Origin of the sequence: Legionella cincinnatiensis (assembly GCF_900452415.1) — a bacterium.
GTDB lineage: Bacteria > Pseudomonadota > Gammaproteobacteria > Legionellales > Legionellaceae > Legionella > Legionella cincinnatiensis.
Genome location: NZ_UGNX01000001.1, coordinates 2,032,560 through 2,054,687, shown reverse-complemented (window position 1 = coordinate 2,054,687; position 22,128 = coordinate 2,032,560). Strand labels below are relative to the sequence as shown.

Below are 22,128 nucleotides of genomic sequence, written 5' to 3'. Positions count from 1 at the left end.
TTTGAGTTAATATATAACATAAGGAATTGGAAATGGTTGTTTATAATAGTGATATAGAAAAACGTTTAAAGAAGTGTGACAAAAAGTTACATACTTTATTTCAGGATTATATGAAGAGTCATCAATTGATGTCCCAAACAATCCAAGCAATAGAGCAGTATTATAATTCATCTTATCGGAAAGCAACTCGCACAAAAACCATTGAGCAAATCGCTTCTAGCTATGAGCTATTAGTGGATAATCTAACTCAAATTAAAAACACGAAACTTAGCCCTGATATGGCATTAAAGCAAATCAGCCGTGATATAAATTCTAGAAAAAGAAATATTTTTTTTCATGATGTTGCTAAAGCAGCAGAGTCATTATTCTGGGCAGCTACAGCAACCACTTTATACGCAGCTGTTTTTGGTATTGCCTTGCCCATACTTATTGTTCAACCAGTATTAGGTCTTGCAGTAGGAATAACCATTGTTGGCGCAATGCTTGCAGCCGCATACAAATCTTTTGCCTGTTTGACTGAATTTAAATCTTATAGTCGCCATAGCCTTGAATACGAACATGAGGCAAGCCTAGTCTCATTTTTTTCCAAAACCTCTAAGCGAACACACCATGAAGAGTGTGATGAGATGTCACTAAGTCAGGAAGAGGATATTCGAGACAGCTCCCCTTGTTTCAACTTTTAAATAGTTCTCATTGTTGCAATTAACTAGTTATTTTACGCAGAAAATTAGTAAAACGAAACGTTTGCTATTAATTGCAACAGTTATGACTCCATTTTAAATCTAATGTATCTTGCTTTTTTAGGAGGTTGAAGAATGAATTTAATCAACAAAGCAATCTTTGTAGCTGCATCTTTTTTTATTTCAGTAGCAGCTCAAGCAAAAGGTGCTACGAGGCTAAATATAGAATTTACTCCCTTAACACAAACAAATATTACTCTAGCGCCAACTGAAATCAAAAGAATTGAATACATAGTAAAAAATACAGCAATAAAAGATCCTCAATATATGGCCATGAAAGAAATACCTGGTATTGATCAAGTTCATAATGAAAAGGGGGATTGCGAGCCTCATATGCTTTTATTGCCAGGTCGAACATGTAAGTTGGTTTTAGAGGTTAAAGGAGATGAACTCAAAGGAGATATTTTTGGAGGGCCTGAGTTGTGTTTTCGATTATTTCCTCTTATATGTAGCCAACCGCCTACTGCAATTCAACTTGCAATTCAATTAATTAATCAACCAAAGCCCTCTCCAGAGTACAGCATAACCCCTAGTGCAGAAGAGCATGGCTCGATTAGTCCAAACACTGTTCAACAAGTGAAAATTGGAAGCACTATTGCGTTTAATGCAACACCTGAAGCTGGTTATGGTGTGAATGATTGGTTTGTCGATGAAAAGCGAGTACAAAAAGGAGGAAACACTTTTCAGCTTAGCAACATTACAACAAGCCACACCGTTAAAGTAAATTTTGGCAAGGCGACTCTGACTCCAAATGCATCTCAGTTATCGCTCTCAGTAGCTTGTTCCACTGCTAATCCTTCTTGTGCTCATGTAAATGCTGCTTTATCTGGAGCATCTCGGCAATTTGTCATTACTAACTTAGGCTCAATAGATGCGACCAATGTTGCAGTAGACTCATCTGGATTACCGCAAGGAACAAGAGTCTCAACTACCTGTTCGAACACACTTCAACCTAATGATTCATGTACTGTTACGGTTCTCCCAGGTCCTGTTGCAAGCAATGGTGCACAGAGTACTCCTTGTACTTCGGGGTCCCAACCTATACCTGGAAAAATAAATCTAACATCTGACAATGGTTTTTCAACTCAGCTAGATGTTCTTATATTAGGCTATGGATGTATTTATCAGGGGGGATATATTTATTCAATCGATGATACATTAGCGAATGGAAGTGTAGGGGGTAAAGTAGTAAATAGTTCAGATCAGACAGAGCATGATCATGAGGGCATCATTTGGAGTTCTAATGGAGCAGGAAGAGCCAGCTGCGATGTACATTATGCCATCCATGGAATCAATGAAAAATCTTCAAAACCGTGTAAAGGAGATACTAATGGACAATGTAATAGTAAGAATATTTTAAATTATTACAGCCCAGTTTCCTCCTATCCTTTGGCCTATTATGCTGCAGGACTATGCAAAATGGATATTGAAGGATATTCAGATTGGTATTTGCCGGCCATTTGTGAGCTGGGATATGAGAAATATCCTGGTAGTTGTGGGAGCGGGTGTGGCTCGACGCAACAAAATATTCAAACTAATTTGGTTGAAAAGGGCATAGGTGGTTTCTCAGGTTATTACTGGAGTTCTACCGAATACTCTAACTTACCAATGTTTTATGCATGGTTTCAAAATTTTTCTTCTAGTGGGGATAATTTCCAACTTTATGACTTTAAATTAAATCAATTTAAAGTTCGTTGTTCACGTGATTTAACAATTTAATCTGCATTAATTCGATATAAAAGGTATGAAAATACCTTTTATATCGTAAAAGTCTTATTAAAATTCTTATTATTAATTTATTCCCAATGAGCTTTAAAATAATCTTAAATCTACTTGTTGATTTAATTACTCTATTGTATGTTAAAAAGAGTTTAAACTATTAAGGATAAATCATAATGACAAAGGAAAAAATTATTCAATCAGTAATGACTGCTTTTTTTATTCTTGTTGCAACTGGAAGTAGTGCTGCTGATAGTAATGACACTACCGCATCTGAGAAGTGCTATGGAATTGCTAAAAAGGGGATGAATGATTGTGCTACTGCGACTGCTTCATGTGCCTCTTCGGCTACTAAGGATAATCAAAAAGATGCCTTTATTTTGTTACCTAAAGGGATTTGTGAGCGCATTGTGGGTGGCAGTCTTGCAGCAAAAAAATAAATCTATTAGTGTAAATTAAATACAAATAATATAGAAGTTTATGTTGCTAAACGAATATTAATTATCATTAAAAAAGGAATTTTAGTATGAAACAACTAGCGAAGTACTTATCATTATTTATCTTATTCTCTATAAGTTCTTTTCAAGCTAATGCAGCACCACAAACTTTTATCTTAGATAAGAAACATACTTATGTGCTATGGAGTATTGATCATCTTGGTTTTTCAACTCAATATGGAAAGTGGTATGCAACGGGTAAACTCACTCTTGATCAAGATAACCCAAGTCAAAGTAAAGTTGATGTCAAAATTGATGTAACGGATATGATTACAGGTATACCAGAACTTGATGAGCATTTAAAAAGTCAATTGTTCTTCGATACAAAAAAGTTTCCTACTGCAACTTTTGTGAGCAATAAAGTGACTCCAACAGGTAAAGATACTGCAACTGTAGATGGCACGTTAACTTTGCGTGGGGTCAGCAAACCCGTTGTATTACAAGTCACTTTAAATAAAGAGGGAATGAACCCAATCAGTAATAAAATGTCTGCTGGATTTACAGCGACTACTTCGATAAATCGCTCAGATTTTGGTATCAATGCTTTCTTACCTGCTTTAAGCGATAAAGTAAATATCAAAATCGGTGCCGAAGCTTATCTTGATAAAAAAGCAGGGTAAGTTTATGCAAATAAAAAACAGTACAACACACTTTGGAATAGTTGCTATATTACTTCACTGGATTATTGCATTACTCATAATTGGGTTATTAGCATTAGGTTTGTATATGGTGCCACTGCCATGGAGTCCTGAAAAATTAAAATTTTATGGTTGGCATAAAGAATATGGTTTTTTAGTACTTTTTTTAGCAATTTTTAGAATTATTTGGCGTATGAGTAATGAAATGCCAGAACTTGCCTTACCCTGGCTTGAAAAAATTGCTGCACGTAGTATGCACTGGGCATTTTATGGATTCATGTTTGCTATGCCTATCACTGGTTGGTTAATTACTTCCTCAGCCGGACTACCTGCATCATTTTTCGGGTTATTTACCTTACCCAATCTCGTTGCTCCAGATGAAAATAAAAGGATATTATTTGAATGGATTCATCAATGGCTAGGATATGCGCTCATTGCTGCTATATGTATGCATGCAGCCGCAGCTTTAAAGCACCATTTTATTAATAAGGATGATATATTACGGAGAATGTTCCCATGAAAGTGAAAGTACTAAGCATTTTATAGCCGCCAGGCAGAGGGGCTCTTACATGAGCATCCGGATCAAACAGTTGTCATTGCAGCAATCTTTCGAATCCTCAATGCGAGAGCATTCTAAGTTGCTTCATCAAGGCTCGTAAACACTTGCAGCTTATTCAAAAACTCTAAACTATTAAAAGTTCGCCACTCTCTGCCCAAAAGCGGAGAGTGATGAAATTCTTATTATGAAGAAACAACTGATTGAAACAACGATTGTTTTAAAGCTAGGCCTTATCTGAAATTAGACATTATGATCCAAATACCATTTTTTCTTTAACTCAAGAAACTTTGCTTTTTGTTTGGTATCCAGAATGGTAAACATCTGATGCTGCATCATGACCTTATTTTTTAACATAGAGCCTCTTATTTTATTAACTTGCTCTATTAAAGAATCCAGTTTTGCTTCGTCCATTTTATTAGATTGAATTAAAGTGTTAATTTGAGTACGTAGTGTTCGCAGTTGTGCGTAGTTGGTTTTGAAGTTCGCTTGTGCTTTCTCTTTATAAGTTTGAAGCTTCGCTTCTTGCTCAGGTGTAAGATTAAGCTCTTTTGCTAATTTATCAGAGCGATGATGCGCATTGCAGTGTTTAGAATCCCCAGAACATGCAAAACTTGGCTGCCCTAGAGTTATTATCAAAGTAATAGCCGATAACCAGATAAGTTTTCTATTCATTATTTTTATTCCTCATCATTATTAAATTAACTTTTTTATTTTAACTGCTTTTATTTGAAACTGGATCTCGCGTATCACCGCTTTCGCTAAGAACAAGCCTTGCGAGATAACAGGGGTCATTCTCATTGACTCATGAAGTATAGACTATTTTGACCAAGTTATAAGATCATGCACATATTGTTTAATGTTACGAATATTATTGTATGAAGATTGAATAGGACTAGAATGTTTGGCTAATTTCAATTTTTTTTTCTTTTGCAAGGCTAAAGATAACCGCTTCATGAGTAAGTTTTTTTAAATCTTCAATTAATTTATAGGTGTATATATCTTTTGACTGGTGTTCGATGCTGAGTAAAACCTTTTTAAACTGAAGAATATCAAATTCATTTTCTTGAAAGCAGTTTAATATAAGCCTAAGAGTTTTCATTTTTTCTTGATTGATTTTATTTATCACTCGAGAAGAGTTAATGATATGTGCTTCCAAGTGATTTTTTATCGTAGAAAAAGACAAAGGTAAACTTAGTGCAAGCTCTTGCTGGCGCATAGCAAGCTGTTTTATACGTGACGCTTGTAATTCTTTCCCAGTATTAAGCCATGATGAGTCGTTCAATTCACCATCTTCAACTCCAAGAAATTTGAGCATCCCCAAAACATTTTCATGTAATGGAATAGAGTTTTGAGAGCGAAAAGCATTTTGTAATCCATAGTAGTTAAAAGATAAAGGCTGAATTTCTTTTCTAAATTTATCAATATTCACAACATAATCATTAAATAATGAATTAGCTATTTGTATTGGGCCGGTAGTACAAATGACAATAGATTTTAGGTATAGATCATGCTCTTTTTTCATTAAATAGCTTAAAAACTTCTCATCATTCGCTTCTAGGGTATATTTAATTAAAGAATATTCTTTGCTAAAAAAAAGATATTTTATTAGGTTTAATTGCGATTGAAGTTCTTTTCTCAATCTATTGATAATGTCTTGAGATGTTTCTGTAGGAGAAATTTTTTTAAAATTTAAAAAGTCAACTTTATTCATCATCATTTCATGAATATAAGCCCTGATTTTTAACGAAGAATTGGGAGTATCCGGGGAAATAAGTTCTTTAGATTTCGCGATATAAAGAGATTCAGAACGATTTTTCATCAATTTGACAATATAGCGATTGATAAAACTATCAGTTATTAGCTCTTTTTCTGTTTTTTCTATAAAATCAGTATCATATTGGGCCAGTGTTGCTAAAAGACCACTTTGAACACGTTCAATTTCTTTTTTAGCGGCAACATCATCAATGATTGCCACAAAATCATTATTTGCGAGGATGAACTCTTTTTTTCCTATTTTTAAACTACCAATATTAAGTAACAGGGGGCTTTCTATGGGTATATTCGAAGGAATATTTGTGGTGTCAATGGGAACATCAAAGTCTGTATAGGTTCCTAGTTTAAAGATTGGTGAAAGCCATCTTAAAATATCGCTAGCAACTCCCAAATTTCCTCCTGAATTTAAGTTGGAAATTTCTTCTTTATAAAAACCATATAATTTTTTTTCACTTTCAAATTCAAGTTTCTCTTCAATTACATATGCATCAATCAGAGTGATATTATTCTCTTTACTAAATTCATAAAGTGCTTGAACTGATGAGCGAGTCAATAATGTAGAGTCATAGACTAAGTGAACCGTATCGTGAGGATTTTTCTCACGCATTTCAAGAAGACGAATTTGGTTTTCCAAATTCATAAATACATTTGGATCATTACTTAGCCAGATTTTAACATGTAATCTTGGGTTATATTGATACATTTTTTATTCTTTATTTTGAGTTCAATAAGTAACTACAAGAGTCACCAGGAATAAAATTATCAATGGCTCTTAATCAAAGCTTAGCACAATCTAAAAAAAATGATTTTTAAGTAAATTTAATTGATGAATCTCCTTTGATATGTTATAAATATCGCGCTTTAAATACACACACGTTTCGTCACATATGATAGGGTCCCTTTGTTGGGTTTCGTATGGGAGGCGTGGACGAATAACCCTGGAGATAAATTATGAATATAAGCATGCGTGAATTGCTTGAGGCAGGAGCTCATTTTGGACACAGAACTCGGTTTTGGAATCCTGAAATGGGTGAGTATATTTTTGGTTCTCGAAACAAGATACATATTATCAATCTTGAAAAAACCATGGTGATGCTCAACGACGTAGTGAACTATGTTGGACGATTAGCATCTAATAAAGCAAAAATTCTTTTTGTAGGTACAAAAAGAGCAGCCCAAGAAAGTATTCGTGAACATGCGAAACGTTGTGGTATGCCTTATGTCGATCATCGTTGGTTAGGTGGTATGTTAACTAACTATAAAACGGTGCGTCAGTCCATCTTTCGTTTAAAAGAGCTAAAAGAAATGAAAGAAAAAGGATTGTTCAATGATATGATTAAAAAAGAAGCATTAATGCTGACACGTGAACTGGAAAAGTTGGAGCGTGGTTTAGGCGGTATTGAGAACATGGGTGGCTTGCCTGATGCTCTTTTTGTTGTTGATGTTGGATTCGAACATATTGCTGTTGAGGAAGCTCATCGGTTAAGAATTCCTGTTATTGGTATTGTTGATACTAATAATAGCCCTAAGAACATTGATTATATTGTTCCTGGTAATGATGACTCTATGCGAGCTGTAGACATATATGTTCGTTGTGTTGCAGATGCGATTTTAGATGCTAAAGGCAGCAACACCGTGGGTGTAGGTTCATCAGATACTGAATTTGTTGAAGTAGTTGAACAAGCAAGTGATGCAAAAAAAGCGGGCGAATAATTAAATTTAAAATATAGGGGGCTAGGGGTATGAACCCTTGATTCGCCCCCTTTTTGCTATACGGAGAAATGAAATGTCAATTAGTGCAAGTTTAGTCATGGAATTACGTGCGCGTACTGGTGCAGGCATGATGGAATGCAAAAAATTTCTAATAGCAACCAATGGTGATATTGAAGCAGCAATTACTGAAATGCGTAAAGCAGGTCAGGCAAAGGCGGATAAAAAAGCAGATCGCGTTGCAGCCGAGGGTGTTGTGATTATTGCTCGTTCTGCTGATGGGCGTACTGCAGTAATGTTAGAAATTAATAGCGAGACTGATTTTGTTGCTCGTGATGAGAACTTTACTAACTTTGCTAATACGGTTGCAGAAGTAGCACTAAATAGTTCAGCGAGTACTATCGAAGAATTATCTGCTCTTCCCTTTACTGCCGGTGCTTCTGTGGAACAAGCACGCCAAGAATTAGTAGCAAAAATCGGTGAAAACATTAAACTACGGCGCTTGGAGCGTATGAGTTGTGATAGTGGTGTTATCGGTTGTTATTTGCACGGTTCACGAATTGGGGTCATGGCTGCCCTAAAAAGCAATAATGAAGAGCTTGCTAAAGACATTGCAATGCACATTGCAGCAAGTAAGCCAATTGTAGTAAGCAGAGATCAAGTATCTGCTGAAGCGATTGAAAATGAGCGCGAGATTTTTACAGCTCAAGCAAAAGAAAGCGGAAAACCTCAAGATATTATCGACAAAATGATTGAAGGGCGTATCAATAAATTTATTGATGAAGTAAGCTTATTAGGTCAACCTTATGTTAAAAATCCTGATATTAAAGTGGGACAACTGTTAAAAGAAAAAGGTACAGAAGTTCTTTCTTTTGTTCGCTATGAAGTTGGTGAAGGTATAGAGAAAAAAGAAGATAACTTTGTTGAAGAAGTGATGGCTCAGGTTCGCACATGATGAATGAAAGTCACTCTAAATTAAAATATAAACGTATTTTACTGAAGTACAGTGGCGAAGCCCTTATGGGCAAGTCACAATTCGGTATAGATCCCTCCGTCTTAGATACATTGGCTAGGGATGTTTCAGAATTAATAAAAATGGGCGTAGAAGTAGGCCTCGTATTAGGTGGCGGTAACTTGTTTCGTGGTAAGGCACTCTTTCAAGCAGGGGTGGGTCGTGTTACTGGGGACCATATGGGAATGTTGGCCACTGTAATGAATGCATTGGCAATGAGAGACGCTTTAGAGCGTATTGATATGCCTGCACGAATTATGTCTGCTATCCCTATGCTCGGGGTAGTTGATTCTTATCATAGACGTAAAGCAATCACTCATTTGCGTACTGGTCATGTTGTTATTTTTGCAGCAGGTACTGGAAATCCTTTTTTTACAACAGATACTGCAGCTTGTTTACGAGCTATCGAAATAGGTGCTGATGTAGTTTTAAAAGCAACCAAGGTGGATGGAGTTTATTCAGAAGATCCTTTAAAAAACCCAAATGCTAAACGATATGATTATTTGACTTATATTGAAGTATTAACGCAAGGTTTGGAAGTAATGGACTCTACTGCTATTTGTCTTTGTCAGGATCAAGGCATGCCTTTACAAGTTTTTGATATGACTGCACCTAGTGCTTTAAAAAGAATTGTATTAGGAGAGCGTGTAGGAACTATAGTCGGAGCTAATCATGATTAATGAGATTAAGCAAGATTCTGAAAAGCGAATGAAAAAAACCATTGAAGCTTTGCGGATTGATATGTCAAAAATTAGAACGGGAAGGGCGAATGTTGGATTGCTTGACCACGTACAAGTTGATTACTATGGAACTTTAACCCCATTGAATCAAGTTGCGAATGTTTCTGCCAGTGATTCGCGAACTATATTAGTGACTCCATGGGAAAAATCTATGGTTTCAGCAATAGAAAAAGCTATTTTAACTTCTGATTTAGGTCTGAATCCTGCCACAACAGGTAATGCAATTCGTGTTCCAATGCCTCCATTGACAGAAGAACGCAGAAAAGAATTGATTAAAGTGGTTCGTAACGAAGGAGAGCAAGGTAAGGTTTCTATTCGTAATATTAGACGGGACGCGAATAATCAATTAAAAGACTTGGTTAAAGATAAGTCTATTTCAGAAGATGACGAACGTCGTGCAGTTGAGGCCATTCAAAAATTAACTGATAAGTATGTGCTTGAAGTCGATGCATTATTAGCTGAAAAAGAAAAAGACTTGATGGAAGTTTAATAGACTTTTATATTCCATTTTTCTCTTTGTAGTATTTTTTATATTCTAAAACATTTTTTATCCTATCTTTGAGCTGGGTCTAGTGTAGCTAAACCCAGTGATTTTATCTCATATCTAAACCCTTATTTTATTCCTTGTGCATTTAAGATATAAATGAGAATTAAAGAAGAAACGTATAAGCTGTTTTTCCCTATTTAGAATAAAATTTATAAGTTCTAATCATTGGTTATTTCTAAATGCAACCTAATTGCGAGGATTATTATGGCAAAATTTAAAATAGTGCTTTTTGGTAAACAAGGTAGTGGTAAAACACAACTAAGCCATCGGATTGCCTTAAAAGAAAATTATGAAGAAAACGCTTCCTCAACAGTAGGTATTGAGTTTTTAAGTCGAAAAATTGATGGGAACAACGATCTCCATTTTTGGGATATCTCGGGTAGTAAAGTTTATAAAAAATTACATCAATCATACTATATGGGGGCAATTGTTGGCGTGTTTTGTATTGATTTAACTAAGGAAAATGATAAAAATCAAATCAACGAAGAAGTGCAATTGTTTCGTGATCTTTGCCCATATGCCCCTATTATTTTAGTGGGGACAAAAGCAGATTCTCTTGATGCGGATATTGAAGCATTTAAAAAAAATGCCCCAAATGAATTGTTCAGCAATTGTATGATTACCTCAGCAAAAGAACGAATTGGAATAGATGAACTTTATGCTGAGATTACAAAATATTGTCAAGGCTTAAATGAATCCTTATGGAATAGATCGGTTCAAAATTTATTAGTTAGCTTAAAAGAATTACCACGAAATAAAGAGCAATTAATAAAAGTTGAATTAGAAAAATTAGCAAAAGTAATATTAGCTAGAGAAGAAGAACTTGGTGTTGTTTCACAAACCAAGGGTGATGCGATTGAGGATTTTACAAGTAATTGTAAAACTATTTTGGAAGAAAACCATCCTAATGTGCTTAAAGCAGTAGCTTCGGTTGCTGTTGCTGCAGTGGTAACTCTTATTGCTGCGTTTATTGGCTTTAGCATAAGTTTTTTCCTTGGAAGCTGGATGGGGCCTGGGGCTTTGGTAACAGGGCTTATCGGAGGTTACAGTGCTGCGTTAGCCATTACCGCGTCAAGCATAACAATTGGTACAGCAGCGGGCGGTATCACTGCATTTGGTTTATTTAAGACATCAAAAGAAATGAACGCACTTAATGAATTTACTACTGAGGTATCTTCTTGGAATCGTGAAATTCGTTTATAGGTGAGAAATAAATTGTATCTGATTTTCTTTTTGTAGCCTGGAAGCAGGGCTGTTACCAGGTTTTTTAGAATTTTTTATTCTGATACTTTGGACGCATTTTTTGTCAAGTTTACACTAAGTGTCGTTTGCTATGACAAATTTTTTGCTATTCGAAATTAGAATACCCTATACAAAATCCGCTTGTTTTAGACAACTTTCCTTAAGCTTCATTCGATAAAATTTTAATTAAGAACTTGAAAATGCCTCATAAGTTTTTGATGAATTGTACAGAGTATTTTTACTTTGAGTAATTTATGAGATACGAAATAATCCTGTAACTTTTTGAAATAAATTAAATATTTGAATGTTTAATATGATATATAAAAATAATGAATTGGATAATTGATGAACATAATGAGCATAATATGAGTCACAAAAGAGTTCGAAAAATTTTTGAAATTAGACTAATTGTTTACTAGGGTGAATCAAATGGAAATTAAGAGCGAGTTACTTCAGACTAGATACCGCGAGAGAATAGACCACCATTCTGTTGAATTGTTAGAAGTATTTTCTAAAACACTTAGCGAAGAGGAGTTTACTGTCCGCATAAAAAAAGTAATTCCTTATATGCAACAGATTAATGAATATTCAATACCAAAATCTACTTTGAAGAAGTTCCATCAAGCGCTTAAAAGAGACTATCAGCATTATTTATATTTTAGTAACTTACTCCAAAATAAAAAGGTAAATATTGTCCATACAACTTATGATGCAAATTTCAAGAAAATAAGACTCCACGGGATTGGGGATAGCACTCAACCAGAATGTGAGATTTATAATGAACGTGTACTCATACATCCACCATTGATGCGTACTTCTTCCTTAATGATACCCAGGCGTTGTTTTAAACTCGGCAACGTGGATGAAGGTCTTATGAGTTCGCAAACCGAGCTTTTATATCATATAGCAAACTCACGAACTAATGCCGCACTCCACTATATAGAAGAGGGTGATTATATTAACGATTACAGTATGGAGTTTGGTTATACCCCCATTTTGCTTGCCTTGTGTAAAGGATGGAATCACGTGGACTCTAAAAAGCACTCCTTAGCTCAAAAACCAATTATTGAAGCGTTACTTGCCAAAAAAGCGCTTGAAGTCAATTGCATTCATTTAAGAAACGGCATGACTCCATTGCATATAGCTTGCTTAAGAGGCGATTGTTTCGAATTGATTAAGGCATTACTAAAGCGTGGCGCTGATTGTGATGCACTGGATTATAAAGGAAGAAAACCAGTGGATATGCTTCATCTGAGTGATGAAGAAATGCAAGAGATTATAGGTGAGCTTTCTGGAACATCCGATAGTTCTTTCCAGGTCTTTAAACAATATGACTATCTTTCTAAACAAGCAAAAAGGGCTACAGTACCTACCGTGCAAGAACGTAAACAATGCATTTTAAACATCCGATATTTATTAGCTAAATCTGCTGTCCAAAAGATTATTCCAAATTTTGCTTGAGTACCCATTCAAGATAAAATAAATTATGAAGTGAGCAGCAACTACGCGATAAGAGTTCCTGCTCACATCCAACAACACGTGAGCAGTTTAAAAATAGATAATAACGGGGATGGACGAATTATTAAATAATTCGTATGCAATTTCTTCCCTCATTTTTTGCTTTATAAAGGGCTTGATCTGCTTGCTCAATAGCTTGCTCAATCGAAATATTTGCTTTAAGTGATGTAAGACCCATAGATACTGTGGTATGGACAGACTCATTATTATTAATATGAATTGCCATTTTAGCAATTCCGCTACGAATACGCTCGAGAATTTCTAAGGCAAGAACTGTACTCGTATTTTGAAGACACAGTAAAAACTCATCACCACCCACACGAAAAACTTTATCATAGGGACGCATGTTTTCAATAATGAACCGTGATACAGTGGCTAATACACAATCACCAGCCAGATGGCCATGTTGATCATTAAGATTTTTAAATTTATCCAAATCCAGCATTGCTATACAGCATAACTGCACTTGTCGCTTAACGAGTTCTTGTTGCTCTCGTAAAATAGGTAGCATATTGTTGCGATTGATGGTACCCGTAAGTGAATCACGACTATAAAGCAATTCATTCAATTCTCGCTGCAGAGCAGATATTTCTAAATGCAATTTTTCGATACTGTTTGAAAAAATATCATAATCATGTGGCGATATTTTATTGTCATTATCTATTGCAACTAATAAGGTTGTAGCTGCTTTATGCATGTAGTGATGTTCTTCTCCTAGTGCAATAAATGCGGCATGTTGTTTGAGTTTATGAGAATTTGGCCCATAATACCATTGCCCAAAACGACACTCTTTATGGGCATTAACACTTACATCATGCTGATCTGACGGTAATCTACAAACAAGAGAACGGATAATTGAGTTATACCATTGTTGATGATTATAAAGTGCTTGTTCAAATTGAAAAATAAATTCTTGTAATTCTTCTCGATTAAGAAAGTCAATCTGCATTCTATTTGCCCCCAATAATTCGCTAATAAAATAATTGTATTGGGTGTTTTTCTTGAAAAATTATTAGCTACAAAGTTGAAAATTCTAAAATAAGCACTCTTAATTTAAAATAATAGCCTATAGAGATGAAAAAATCATTGAAAAGTGGAAAACTTATCATTGATTACCTGAGCTACTATTGACTCATCAAAGCCCAATAAACTCTTATTTTCTAAAAAAGATACTGAAGGCCAAGAGCAACAGTGTAACTGTGATTGGATAAACCAGATGAGTTATCGTCATAAACATGCTGGCCAGTATCATTATCTATGATTTCACTATCAGCTCGCACATTAGAATAATGACTGTAGGATGCTTCAACAAAAGTTTTAACATTTTTTGTTAAAAAATAACCCGAATTTATTGTTGCAGCATAATACTTAGCATTATTTCCATATTCATTGAATGTTAAGTTGCGAGCATAATGTTCATCATGATCCCGGGCTGAAACCCAATTACTAAATTTTAAAAAGGCATTAAACTCAAAATTGCTGATAGAATATTTGCTGGCTAGACCCACGTAAGGCGTACTAAATTTTTGTTGGTACCCAATTCCAGGTTCATTACTTGGAAAACAGCCAACATGTGCCCCATTGTCATATTGATAACATCCACCATTTGCTTGCCAGCTAAAAGAATTTCTTTGGTACCCAGCAGCTACACCTAACTTATAATTTTGTTTTTGAAGCAGCCAAGCTCTTAGGCTCAGATCAAATTCATTGGCATAATTAAGATTTGTATTTTCATGGTGTGACCAATGCGTCCAGTTTTTTTGATGTGGATTAAGCCAGTCATAGTCATCCATAGCTGCAGTATTTTTTGCTAGGGTAATCCAGCCCCGGCCAACAAGGCTAAGCCAATCTACGAAATTATAATTTATTTCTCCATTAAGTATGGCTGCATTTTTTATGCGCCAATCGAGTTGGCTTAATTTCTTATCTGTGTTTGGATAATAAACATATTCCTCAGCTTTACCTGATAAAACCCCCAAAGAAGTGCTCGCTGACAAGCCCTTAATACGGTAATCAGCCGCATTAGAGTCATGAGAAAAAATAATAGACGAAGATATTAGAGCCAACATAACTATTTTATTATTCATATTTTTTCCAGTTAGGGTCGGCAATCCTTGCAGTTGGTTGATTGTTAAAAATACAACAAACATTATTATGACTCATGATGTTCTTGTCAATATCGATATTAGAAAATGATTGTCATATTGATCTCCATTTAAACTTTGCTCCTAATTTTTGTTTAACGTTTTCTTTTATATGCTCTATTTGGTCCTTTCTCGACAATAAGTCTGAAAACTGAGCTCATAAAATGATATGCGTAAAGGCTATGCAAACTGTGATGAGAGACCCTAATCTTCTCATCATCTCCAGATGCGATATTTATATTATTAAAGATGATAAGTGGAGAGGGTGATGCCAAAATTTGTTAACTCACAAGAGGGAGTAAAGCCTCAGGCAGAGTTTTACAATAAGAATGTTCCTGTTTTAGATATGGAGGGAAATCTTTGTCTAAAATGGGCAACTTATTCGGGTGATACAGATCCTAAATATCAGGAAGATTGTGTAATTATTGATAACTCGACTCGGTATGCAGGAATATATACGGCAGGGATGTCTGCGTGTCATGCCCTAACAATGGTTCAACGAGATGTTGATGGTAATATTACGAAGATGGCGATGCAACATTTTGTAGGTGGATTAGACAAAAATAAATTAGAAGGCTTTATTAGTCATTGTACAGAGCAAGGATTTAACGGCAATCTGGAGCTAGCTCATTATCCAGGTTATAGTTCTACAGGTGAATCAGATAGGGAATTTGAAAGAGTTTTGCAAAATAGAGCGTTTAAAAATGAAAAAAAAATCCAAACAATTTATCATGCAGATCCTTCTGAGTCGTGCTGTGTGATGTTTGATGGCCAAATTGGTAGTGCAAGTTTTGCCCCCGACTTAATTGGTAAAGTTCAAAAACCTGATATGGAATGTGAATTAAATTTATCAGAGTTAATTCAGAGTAAAGCAGTTGATAATTTCAATCGCCTTATCTTTCGTTATAAAGAAGAAGACCCAAATAAAGCTCAATATCTTGAAACATTAATGGGTACAATTTTAAAGGATAAGGCGTCTGATAATCCGCATAAGTTACTGGAAAAAACGAGGCAACTTATTATAAAAGCAGAATTGTCTCCAGAAGATAAAAAACAAGAGTTGTATGCGAAATATGCTAATGATGTAAATAAGCAACCCTGTTTATCAACTGCAACTAAAATAGCATGCGTGGCTCTTGCTGCAACAGTTATTGGCATAATACCAGCGATTATTATTGCCTCTCGTTACAAAAACACCGTAAAAGATCTAAGAGCGAGTCAATTAAAGACTGTCGAGGATTGTCTTAATGTTAGCAGTCCCGGCATGAAGTAAAGCTGTTATTTATAATCCCCTACATAACCCCAGGACTCGACCCAAATGATTCGTTTAAATGCTGCTGTTTGTTCCATTTTATGGATAAACGATTCCATGATGCCGTTTTTTACTGCATAAATGACCATATTAGCACTATTTCTTATGGGTACAATAAAGGTGTTTTTAAACTGTTTTTTTAGCAGCTGAAAAAGAGGATATTGTTCTTTTAAATTAGCTAAATTAATTGCAAAAAAACCATTTTCGGTGATTATTTTTTTGCAGGAACTAAAAAATGCTTCATCGGCACATTCGGGAGGGAAATGATTCGCGTTGTACAAATCAACAATCAAATGTGAAAAGGTTGTTTTGCAATTTTGTACGTAGTCCCTAGCATTTTCATGGATAATGCTTAAGTGTTTTAAGTTATCTGTCATAAAAAAACGTTTTGCAATCTCAATAACTTCCTCACTATTATCTACAGCAATCAACGGTCTCTCGCTTAACATCAATGGAATTCCTGCACCTCCAAGTCCTAAAAGACAAATGCTTCCAGGATAGGTGCGAGCCATCAAGGTTAGGGCAGGAAGGTAATATAAAATAGGTCTATGAGGCTCGCGTCTATTGATTACAGTCTGTAATGCATCACTTCCCAAAGTTAACCATCGATAAAATAAATTTTGATATACTTTATAGCCAGAAGGAGAGGTGTAAATGCAAGTCCCCATCTTTGTTTGCCACATTTTAGCGTATCTTTTCTAATTGAAAGGGGTAGATTGAACCCAATTTTAGGATTTGTGTTAATTCATCTAAAGCATAAAAGACTTCATTGACCAGATTAGGATCAGCTAAATCGTTTGCGGTTAATTCGGTGCGATAATGCTTTATTACCCATTTTTCAAGAATATTTAATAGTTCATGATTCATTAAAACTCCTTGATGCATGGCTTGAAGTTCTTCTTGATTTATAGGAACGCGTAATCGAAGACAAGCTGGGCCACCACCATTTCTCATGCTTTGCTTGAGATCAAGAAAATGAACGGAGTTGATGGGATTGCTGCTCTCAGAGAGTATTCTTTCAATACAGGCATGAGCACGAAGATTAGTTTGACACTCATAAGGAGCAAGGAGCGCCATAGAGTTTTTTTCGCTTAAACTAATTATTTGTGAGTTAAACAAATAAGTTTCAACAGCATCACGAATGCTAAGTTCATCCGGAGAGATTTCAATAATTGTTACTGGAAAGGTGGTTTTTTCACGTAACTCATTTAATACAGCGCCTTGCTCCGCAAACGCTTGTTCATGGACAAGAAAAACTGATTCATTGGCTACTGAAATCACATCATTGTGAAAAACACCAAGATCAATTGCATCTGGATTTTGGCGAGCGAAGACAATTTGATGAGGCATGAGTTGATGCTGGCGAGCTATAGCTTCAGTTGCTTCTTTAGTTTGTCGTGCAGGATATTTGCTTGGTCCAATATTATTTACTCCTAAAGCTTTTTTTCCATAAACAAAGAGGTGCGTTCCTGGTGTCCCATAGCTTTGGCAGAGACGATTGTGATTGGCGGCACCTTCATCTCCTGTAATCAAGGAGCGTGGTAAAATCGGATGATGATAAAAATAGTGAGCATTAGAAAAAATAATCTCTAGAATCTTTTTTGAGAAATCAGCTTCATGATGGCGGTGTAAATTGCATATAAGATTTGCTACTGTAAAATGAAGCTTATTATCTTGGGTATCTATACTGGGAGAAACTGTAGCTGCATTAGCAGTCCACATGCTTGAAGCAGAATAACATGCACTTAAAAGCTCTGGAGCTGTTTTATACGCCTTATTAATTTGCTCACGTGGAGTGCCGTTAAAACCTAATTGATGAAGTAATTCAAGATTAGGACGTTGATGAGGTGGCAGCAAACCTTGTTTTAGACCCATTTCATGAAGCAAGCGCATTTTTTGTAATCCTTGAAGCGCTGCAGCTTGTGGATTGGAGACACTTAATGCATTAGAAGTAGAGGCGATATTCCCTGTTGAAAGACCTGCATAATTGTGAGTAGGGCCAACTAAGCCGTCCAAGTTTAATTCATAAGCATTCATTTTTAATAGTCCATGTTCCGTTTTTTCTCTTTACGTAGTATATTAAGAGAATCAATAATTTTTTATTCTAATACAATGCCAGGTAAAATCTGGGTTGGCTTTGTTACATGAGTTTGTTCCATGCTCGCTATTGGATAGGAGCAATAATCAGCTGCAAAATAAGCACTGGGACGATGATTGCCACTTAAACCAACCCCACCAAAAGGAAGGCTGCTTGGTGCTCCTGTTGTTGGTCTATTCCAATTAATTAATCCAGCGCGTATTTCTTGATAAAATTGGTGATAATGGTGTTCATCATCACTTAATAATCCTGCTGCTAGGCCGTAACGTGTTTGATTGGCAAGTTCTATTGCATGTTCAAAATGACTGTAGCGATAGATCTGTACCAAAGGTGCAAAAATTTCTTCATCAGGGGGATTAGGATAATGAGTCATATCAATAATACCAGGTGAAAGTAAGCCCGTATTTTCAGCAAGTAATGACATAGGCAATAATGATTTACCCCCTGATTCAATAAGCTTTTGTTGCGTTTGTAAGTGTTTTAATGCTTGTTTATGACCAATGATGGAACCCATGAATGGTTCTGGATGTTGATCAAATGGTCCTATTTTGATGGATTCACATGCCTTTTTAAAATGCTTTAAAAACGCATCACCTTGAACTGAATCAGGTATGATGACTCGACGTGCACAAGTACATCGTTGACCGGAAGTAATTAAAGTCGACAGTAAAGTATGATAGACTGCAGCAGTAAGATCATTGACTTTATCAATCACTAAAGGATTATTTCCTCCCATTTCAAGTGCTAAAATGACCTCTGGTTTACTGCTAAATTGTTGATGTATTTTTAAACCAGTTTGATAACTTCCTGTGAAATAGACTCCTTGAATGTCTTGGGACAACAATATAGTTCCACAAGCTGCATCCCCTTGTAAACAGTTAATGACGCCGGGAGGTAGTCCACTATCATGCCAACATTGCATGATAAATTCGGCAACAGCAGGTGTGAATTCACTTGGTTTATAAAGAATGGTGTTGCCCGCTAATAGAGCAGGAACTATATGTCCATTGCTAAGATGGGCCGGAAAATTAAATGCACCTAGAACTGCCACAACACCATGGGGTTTAAAACGAAGACAAGCGGTTGCCTCAGGCGTTTTGCTTGTTTTTTCTCCTGTTCGTTCATGATAGGCTTGAATGGATAAATTAATTTTTCCTATGACTGCAGAAACTTCAGTGTGAGCCTCCCATAATGGTTTTCCTGTTTCCAAAGCAATTAAGTAAGCTAATTGATCGCGATTTTTTTCAACTTGTTGCGCAAATTTTTGAGTGTAATTTGCTCGTTGCTCAAAATCAAGAGTAGACCAAGAGAATAGTGCTTGATGTGCAGCATGACACGCTGCAGAAATTTCTTGTTCAGTAGCGCCCATGCCTTGCCAAAACAAGGTTCCATAACTTGGATTGATAGACTCTAAGGAAGTTCCACTACCTCTTATCCAGTGTCCATTGATGTATTGACCTTTGCCTTGCATCATTGATGTTTTAGACATCCTATTCCTCATGATCAAATTGTAAAGGAGCTATGCGTAACTGATCTTCACATGTTACCTTTAATAATTCAGCAGTTTTTTTACTAATAATACAAGTATTATTTTCATTATTGACTAGAGCACTATTAATGGTTGCGCGAAAATCTAATTGAGCATTAGACAATAAATAATCAGCGCTGCTCACTTCATCGCTAATACTTTTAATCGTTACAATGCGGCTTAATTCTATAGTTTTTATTTCTGAGATGGGTACTTCAAGAGTAGGACCACCATCAAAAATATCTACGTATTTGTTATATCTAAATCCTTCTTTTAACAAGATATTCATGGCGGCAGCAGTGGAAGGGTGGGGTTGACCAATGACTGACTGAGCTTCGGGCGAGAGCAATTTAACGTATATAGGATTTCGCGGCATCAAATCTGCTATAAATTGTTTATCCGTTGCTATGGTGAGACGATCTGCTTCAGCATAAGACATATGAAAAAAATGCCTACCTACGTTTTCCCAAAAAGGCGAGATACCATTTTTATCAGAAATGCCACGCATGTCAGCAATTACTGTAGAAGCAAAGCGTTTAGTATGTTGAGCCATAAATAAAAAACGAGCTTTAGAAAGTAATAGACCATAATGTTTCTTTCTGTACTGAGGCTCTAAAAATAAAGTACAAATTTCGCTTCTTCCTTGATTATCATTAACCAAACTCAAAACTTCGTAATCACTTCTAATATTTAATGAGCGACAAACACGTGTACGTTTGGAAATTTTATAGGAATAAAAAGGTGTATCATGCCCAGTACGCGATTCAATGCCTGAAACCCCTACTATTTCTGCATTTTCGTTTTCCAATACAAATAAATAATATTCATTATGGGGCTGTTGGATCTCTTTTTTGAAAGAATCAGTAGCCCAAGACAAACGTTTTTGCAATATTTCTTTCTCTTTGGAAAGCGTAGTGATTCCAATTCCACTTTCTTCAGCCAAATGGTGAATTGCATCTAAATCATTGTCACAAGCGCTTCGAAATAGTATCATTTTGTTAGGTCCTCTAAACCACCTTGTGCTAAATCCAGTAAAAGTAACGTACTCAATGCAGTACGTTCTGGCAAGCTGTCTAATAATATATATTCTTCTTCACTATGAATCTTACCTCCTCTAACTCCGAGTGAGTCTAAAACAGGTATTCCGTGTTTTGCTATATTGTTACCATCACAACAGCCACCACTATCTTTCCAATCTATAGAAATGCCTAGCTCTTTTCCTATATGCTGAATGCGATGAAATAAGCGTTCCGTACCAGAATTTATACGTTTCACTGGTCTACCAAAATCGCCGTATAGACTCAAAGAATAATCTGGGCGTTTGAGTTGCTGAATGATTTTATCGAACTCAGTTCGTACCCAAAACTCATCTTCAGGCAGATTAATACGTATATCAAGCTGTGCCACGGCTTTATCAGGAACAACATTAAGTGCTTGGCCTCCTGCAATTTTACCGATATTAATGGTTACTCCATCACGTTTTCCATTAAGTACATTAATGGCACATACTGCTTCAGCCAAATAACAAATTGCATTACGTCCTTCCGAAAAATCACGACCTGCATGCGCTGATTTTCCTGTAGCAATAAGAGTTAACTTACCGCTTCCTTTGCGATTTTTGGCCAAAGTGCCTTTTTCAGTCATTGCTGGTTCATAAACTAGTGCTGCCTGATAGTGTGCAGCTAACTCATCAAAAAGCATACTTGATGCGGGAGATCCAATTTCTTCATCTGCATTGATCAGTACATCCCAACCGAGCTTTAGTGCATCCTCATCTTGTTCAAAAGCAGATAGGGCATGCAACATGACAATAAGTCCTCCTTTCATGTCGGCTACACCTGGCCCATTAATGCAATTATCATTTATATAAGTTAATTTCTGGAAGGGACTTTCTGGAGAATAAACTGTGTCCATATGCCCACTGAGTAATACTCGCCTTTTTAAGTGAGGTCTTTTTCTAATCAATAACGCATCACCGCTGATTTGTACTTGGGTATTGCCTGACATATCAATAAGGGAGATTGGAGGAAGTTTTTGTATTTGAATTGTATCTGCGATTGGCTTATATGCAGTATGTAAAGCATCACTCATTTGTGCCAATCCCGGTAAATTGGATGTACTAGAATTGATCTCACAAAACTGATGGAGTTGTTCTACCATTGTTTTTTGGCTATTTGTTATTCTAGTTATGAGCTTTTTATATATGCTTTTCATGGTCTTAGATTTAAAACTAAAGGATACACAATAACTTAAATTAAGATGGTTCACAATGTGTTTGGTGCCTTTGAAAGAGAGTAACTCGTAATTGTATTGATTTTTCTCCTTCCTATTTAAAATTCGGAGAAATTGCA

At 35.8% G+C, this 22,128-nt stretch carries 21 protein-coding genes; 12 read left to right on the top strand and 9 right to left on the bottom strand.

The genetic code is table 11. The annotated features are described in order from the left end of the window. Positions 1-32 precede the first annotated feature (32 nt). The 5 genes from DYH34_RS09110 (at position 33) to DYH34_RS09090 (ending at position 4,114) form a co-directional block, all read left to right on the top strand. A complete protein-coding gene (locus tag DYH34_RS09110) occupies positions 33-683 on the top strand; it encodes a DUF5638 domain-containing protein (RefSeq protein ID WP_058466328.1) in 651 nt (216 codons plus the stop codon). Positions 684-815: 132 nt separating this feature from the next. Beyond that, on the top strand, positions 816-2,459 hold the full coding sequence (locus DYH34_RS09105) for an InlB B-repeat-containing protein (RefSeq protein ID WP_058466327.1): 1,644 nt from the start codon (positions 816-818) through the stop codon (positions 2,457-2,459). A gap of 173 nt (positions 2,460-2,632) precedes the next feature. After that, entirely contained in the window at positions 2,633-2,899 is a 267-nt protein-coding gene (locus tag DYH34_RS09100; RefSeq protein ID WP_058466326.1) for a BufA1 family periplasmic bufferin-type metallophore, read from the top strand. A gap of 86 nt (positions 2,900-2,985) precedes the next feature. Further along, positions 2,986-3,576, top strand: a complete 591-nt coding sequence (locus DYH34_RS09095; protein ID WP_058466325.1) for a YceI family protein — start codon at positions 2,986-2,988, stop codon at positions 3,574-3,576. 4 nt (positions 3,577-3,580) lie between these two features. After that, on the top strand, positions 3,581-4,114 hold the full coding sequence (locus tag DYH34_RS09090; protein ID WP_058466324.1) for a cytochrome b: 534 nt from the start codon (positions 3,581-3,583) through the stop codon (positions 4,112-4,114). A 279-nt stretch (positions 4,115-4,393) separates the two neighbouring features. On the opposite strand, the gene DYH34_RS09085 is transcribed toward DYH34_RS09090, so the two are convergent. Together DYH34_RS09085 and DYH34_RS09080 are read right to left on the bottom strand one after the other, a co-directional pair. After that, positions 4,394-4,825, bottom strand: coding sequence for a Spy/CpxP family protein refolding chaperone (locus tag DYH34_RS09085; RefSeq protein ID WP_058466323.1), 432 nt, complete (start codon positions 4,823-4,825; stop codon positions 4,394-4,396). Positions 4,826-5,045: 220 nt separating this feature from the next. Beyond that, positions 5,046-6,629 carry a glycosyltransferase family 88 protein gene (locus DYH34_RS09080; RefSeq protein WP_058466322.1) on the bottom strand — a complete coding sequence of 528 codons (1,584 nt, stop codon included), beginning with the start codon at positions 6,627-6,629 and terminating at the stop codon, positions 5,046-5,048. Between the two features lie 245 nt (positions 6,630-6,874). Here DYH34_RS09080 and rpsB point away from each other — a divergent pair, with 245 nt between their 5' ends. The 6 genes from rpsB to DYH34_RS09050 all read left to right on the top strand — a co-directional run bounded on the left by rpsB (position 6,875) and on the right by DYH34_RS09050 (position 12,638). Then, positions 6,875-7,639 (top strand): 30S ribosomal protein S2, encoded by a 765-nt coding sequence (gene rpsB / locus DYH34_RS09075; RefSeq protein WP_115342590.1) that lies wholly within the window; start codon positions 6,875-6,877, stop codon positions 7,637-7,639. 73 nt (positions 7,640-7,712) lie between these two features. After that, entirely contained in the window at positions 7,713-8,591 is an 879-nt protein-coding gene (gene tsf, locus DYH34_RS09070; protein WP_058466320.1) for a translation elongation factor Ts, read from the top strand. Continuing rightward, on the top strand, positions 8,588-9,328 hold the full coding sequence (pyrH, locus tag DYH34_RS09065; protein ID WP_058466319.1) for a UMP kinase: 741 nt from the start codon (positions 8,588-8,590) through the stop codon (positions 9,326-9,328). The genes tsf and pyrH overlap by 4 nt, the downstream gene beginning before the upstream one ends. After that, positions 9,321-9,878 (top strand): ribosome recycling factor, encoded by a 558-nt coding sequence (gene frr, locus DYH34_RS09060; RefSeq protein ID WP_058466318.1) that lies wholly within the window; start codon positions 9,321-9,323, stop codon positions 9,876-9,878. Before pyrH ends, frr begins: the two co-directional genes overlap by 8 nt. Positions 9,879-10,139: 261 nt before the next feature. Next, positions 10,140-11,138 (top strand): Rab family GTPase, encoded by a 999-nt coding sequence (locus tag DYH34_RS09055; RefSeq protein WP_058466317.1) that lies wholly within the window; start codon positions 10,140-10,142, stop codon positions 11,136-11,138. A 468-nt stretch (positions 11,139-11,606) separates the two neighbouring features. Further along, complete coding sequence (locus DYH34_RS09050; RefSeq protein WP_115342589.1) at positions 11,607-12,638, top strand: ankyrin repeat domain-containing protein; 1,032 nt, start codon at positions 11,607-11,609, stop codon at positions 12,636-12,638. 121 nt (positions 12,639-12,759) lie between these two features. Here DYH34_RS09050 and DYH34_RS09045 read toward each other — a convergent pair whose 3' ends face one another. Beyond that, complete coding sequence (locus tag DYH34_RS09045) at positions 12,760-13,644, bottom strand: diguanylate cyclase (RefSeq protein ID WP_065240083.1); 885 nt, start codon at positions 13,642-13,644, stop codon at positions 12,760-12,762. A 211-nt stretch (positions 13,645-13,855) separates the two neighbouring features. Then, entirely contained in the window at positions 13,856-14,782 is a 927-nt protein-coding gene (locus DYH34_RS09040; RefSeq protein ID WP_058463327.1) for an omptin family outer membrane protease, read from the bottom strand. 325 nt (positions 14,783-15,107) lie between these two features. Here DYH34_RS09040 and DYH34_RS09035 point away from each other — a divergent pair, with 325 nt between their 5' ends. Beyond that, a complete protein-coding gene (locus tag DYH34_RS09035; RefSeq protein WP_058463320.1) occupies positions 15,108-16,112 on the top strand; it encodes a hypothetical protein in 1,005 nt (334 codons plus the stop codon). 5 nt (positions 16,113-16,117) lie between these two features. On the opposite strand, the gene DYH34_RS09030 is transcribed toward DYH34_RS09035, so the two are convergent. The 5 genes from DYH34_RS09030 to DYH34_RS09010 all read right to left on the bottom strand — a co-directional run bounded on the left by DYH34_RS09030 (position 16,118) and on the right by DYH34_RS09010 (position 21,991). Next, complete coding sequence (locus tag DYH34_RS09030; RefSeq protein ID WP_058463319.1) at positions 16,118-16,834, bottom strand: spermidine synthase; 717 nt, start codon at positions 16,832-16,834, stop codon at positions 16,118-16,120. Between the two features lies 1 nt (position 16,835). Beyond that, the gene (gene astB / locus DYH34_RS09025) at positions 16,836-18,188 is read right to left on the bottom strand and encodes an N-succinylarginine dihydrolase (protein WP_058463318.1); all 1,353 of its coding nucleotides are present in this window, start codon (positions 18,186-18,188) and stop codon (positions 16,836-16,838) included. 62 nt (positions 18,189-18,250) lie between these two features. Then, a complete protein-coding gene (astD, locus tag DYH34_RS09020) occupies positions 18,251-19,738 on the bottom strand; it encodes a succinylglutamate-semialdehyde dehydrogenase (protein ID WP_058463317.1) in 1,488 nt (495 codons plus the stop codon). Position 19,739: 1 nt separating this feature from the next. Further along, entirely contained in the window at positions 19,740-20,771 is a 1,032-nt protein-coding gene (locus DYH34_RS09015) for an arginine N-succinyltransferase (RefSeq protein WP_058463316.1), read from the bottom strand. Then, positions 20,768-21,991, bottom strand: a complete 1,224-nt coding sequence (locus tag DYH34_RS09010; RefSeq protein WP_083502689.1) for a hydrolase — start codon at positions 21,989-21,991, stop codon at positions 20,768-20,770. Before DYH34_RS09010 ends, DYH34_RS09015 begins: the two co-directional genes overlap by 4 nt. Positions 21,992-22,128 lie beyond the last annotated feature (137 nt).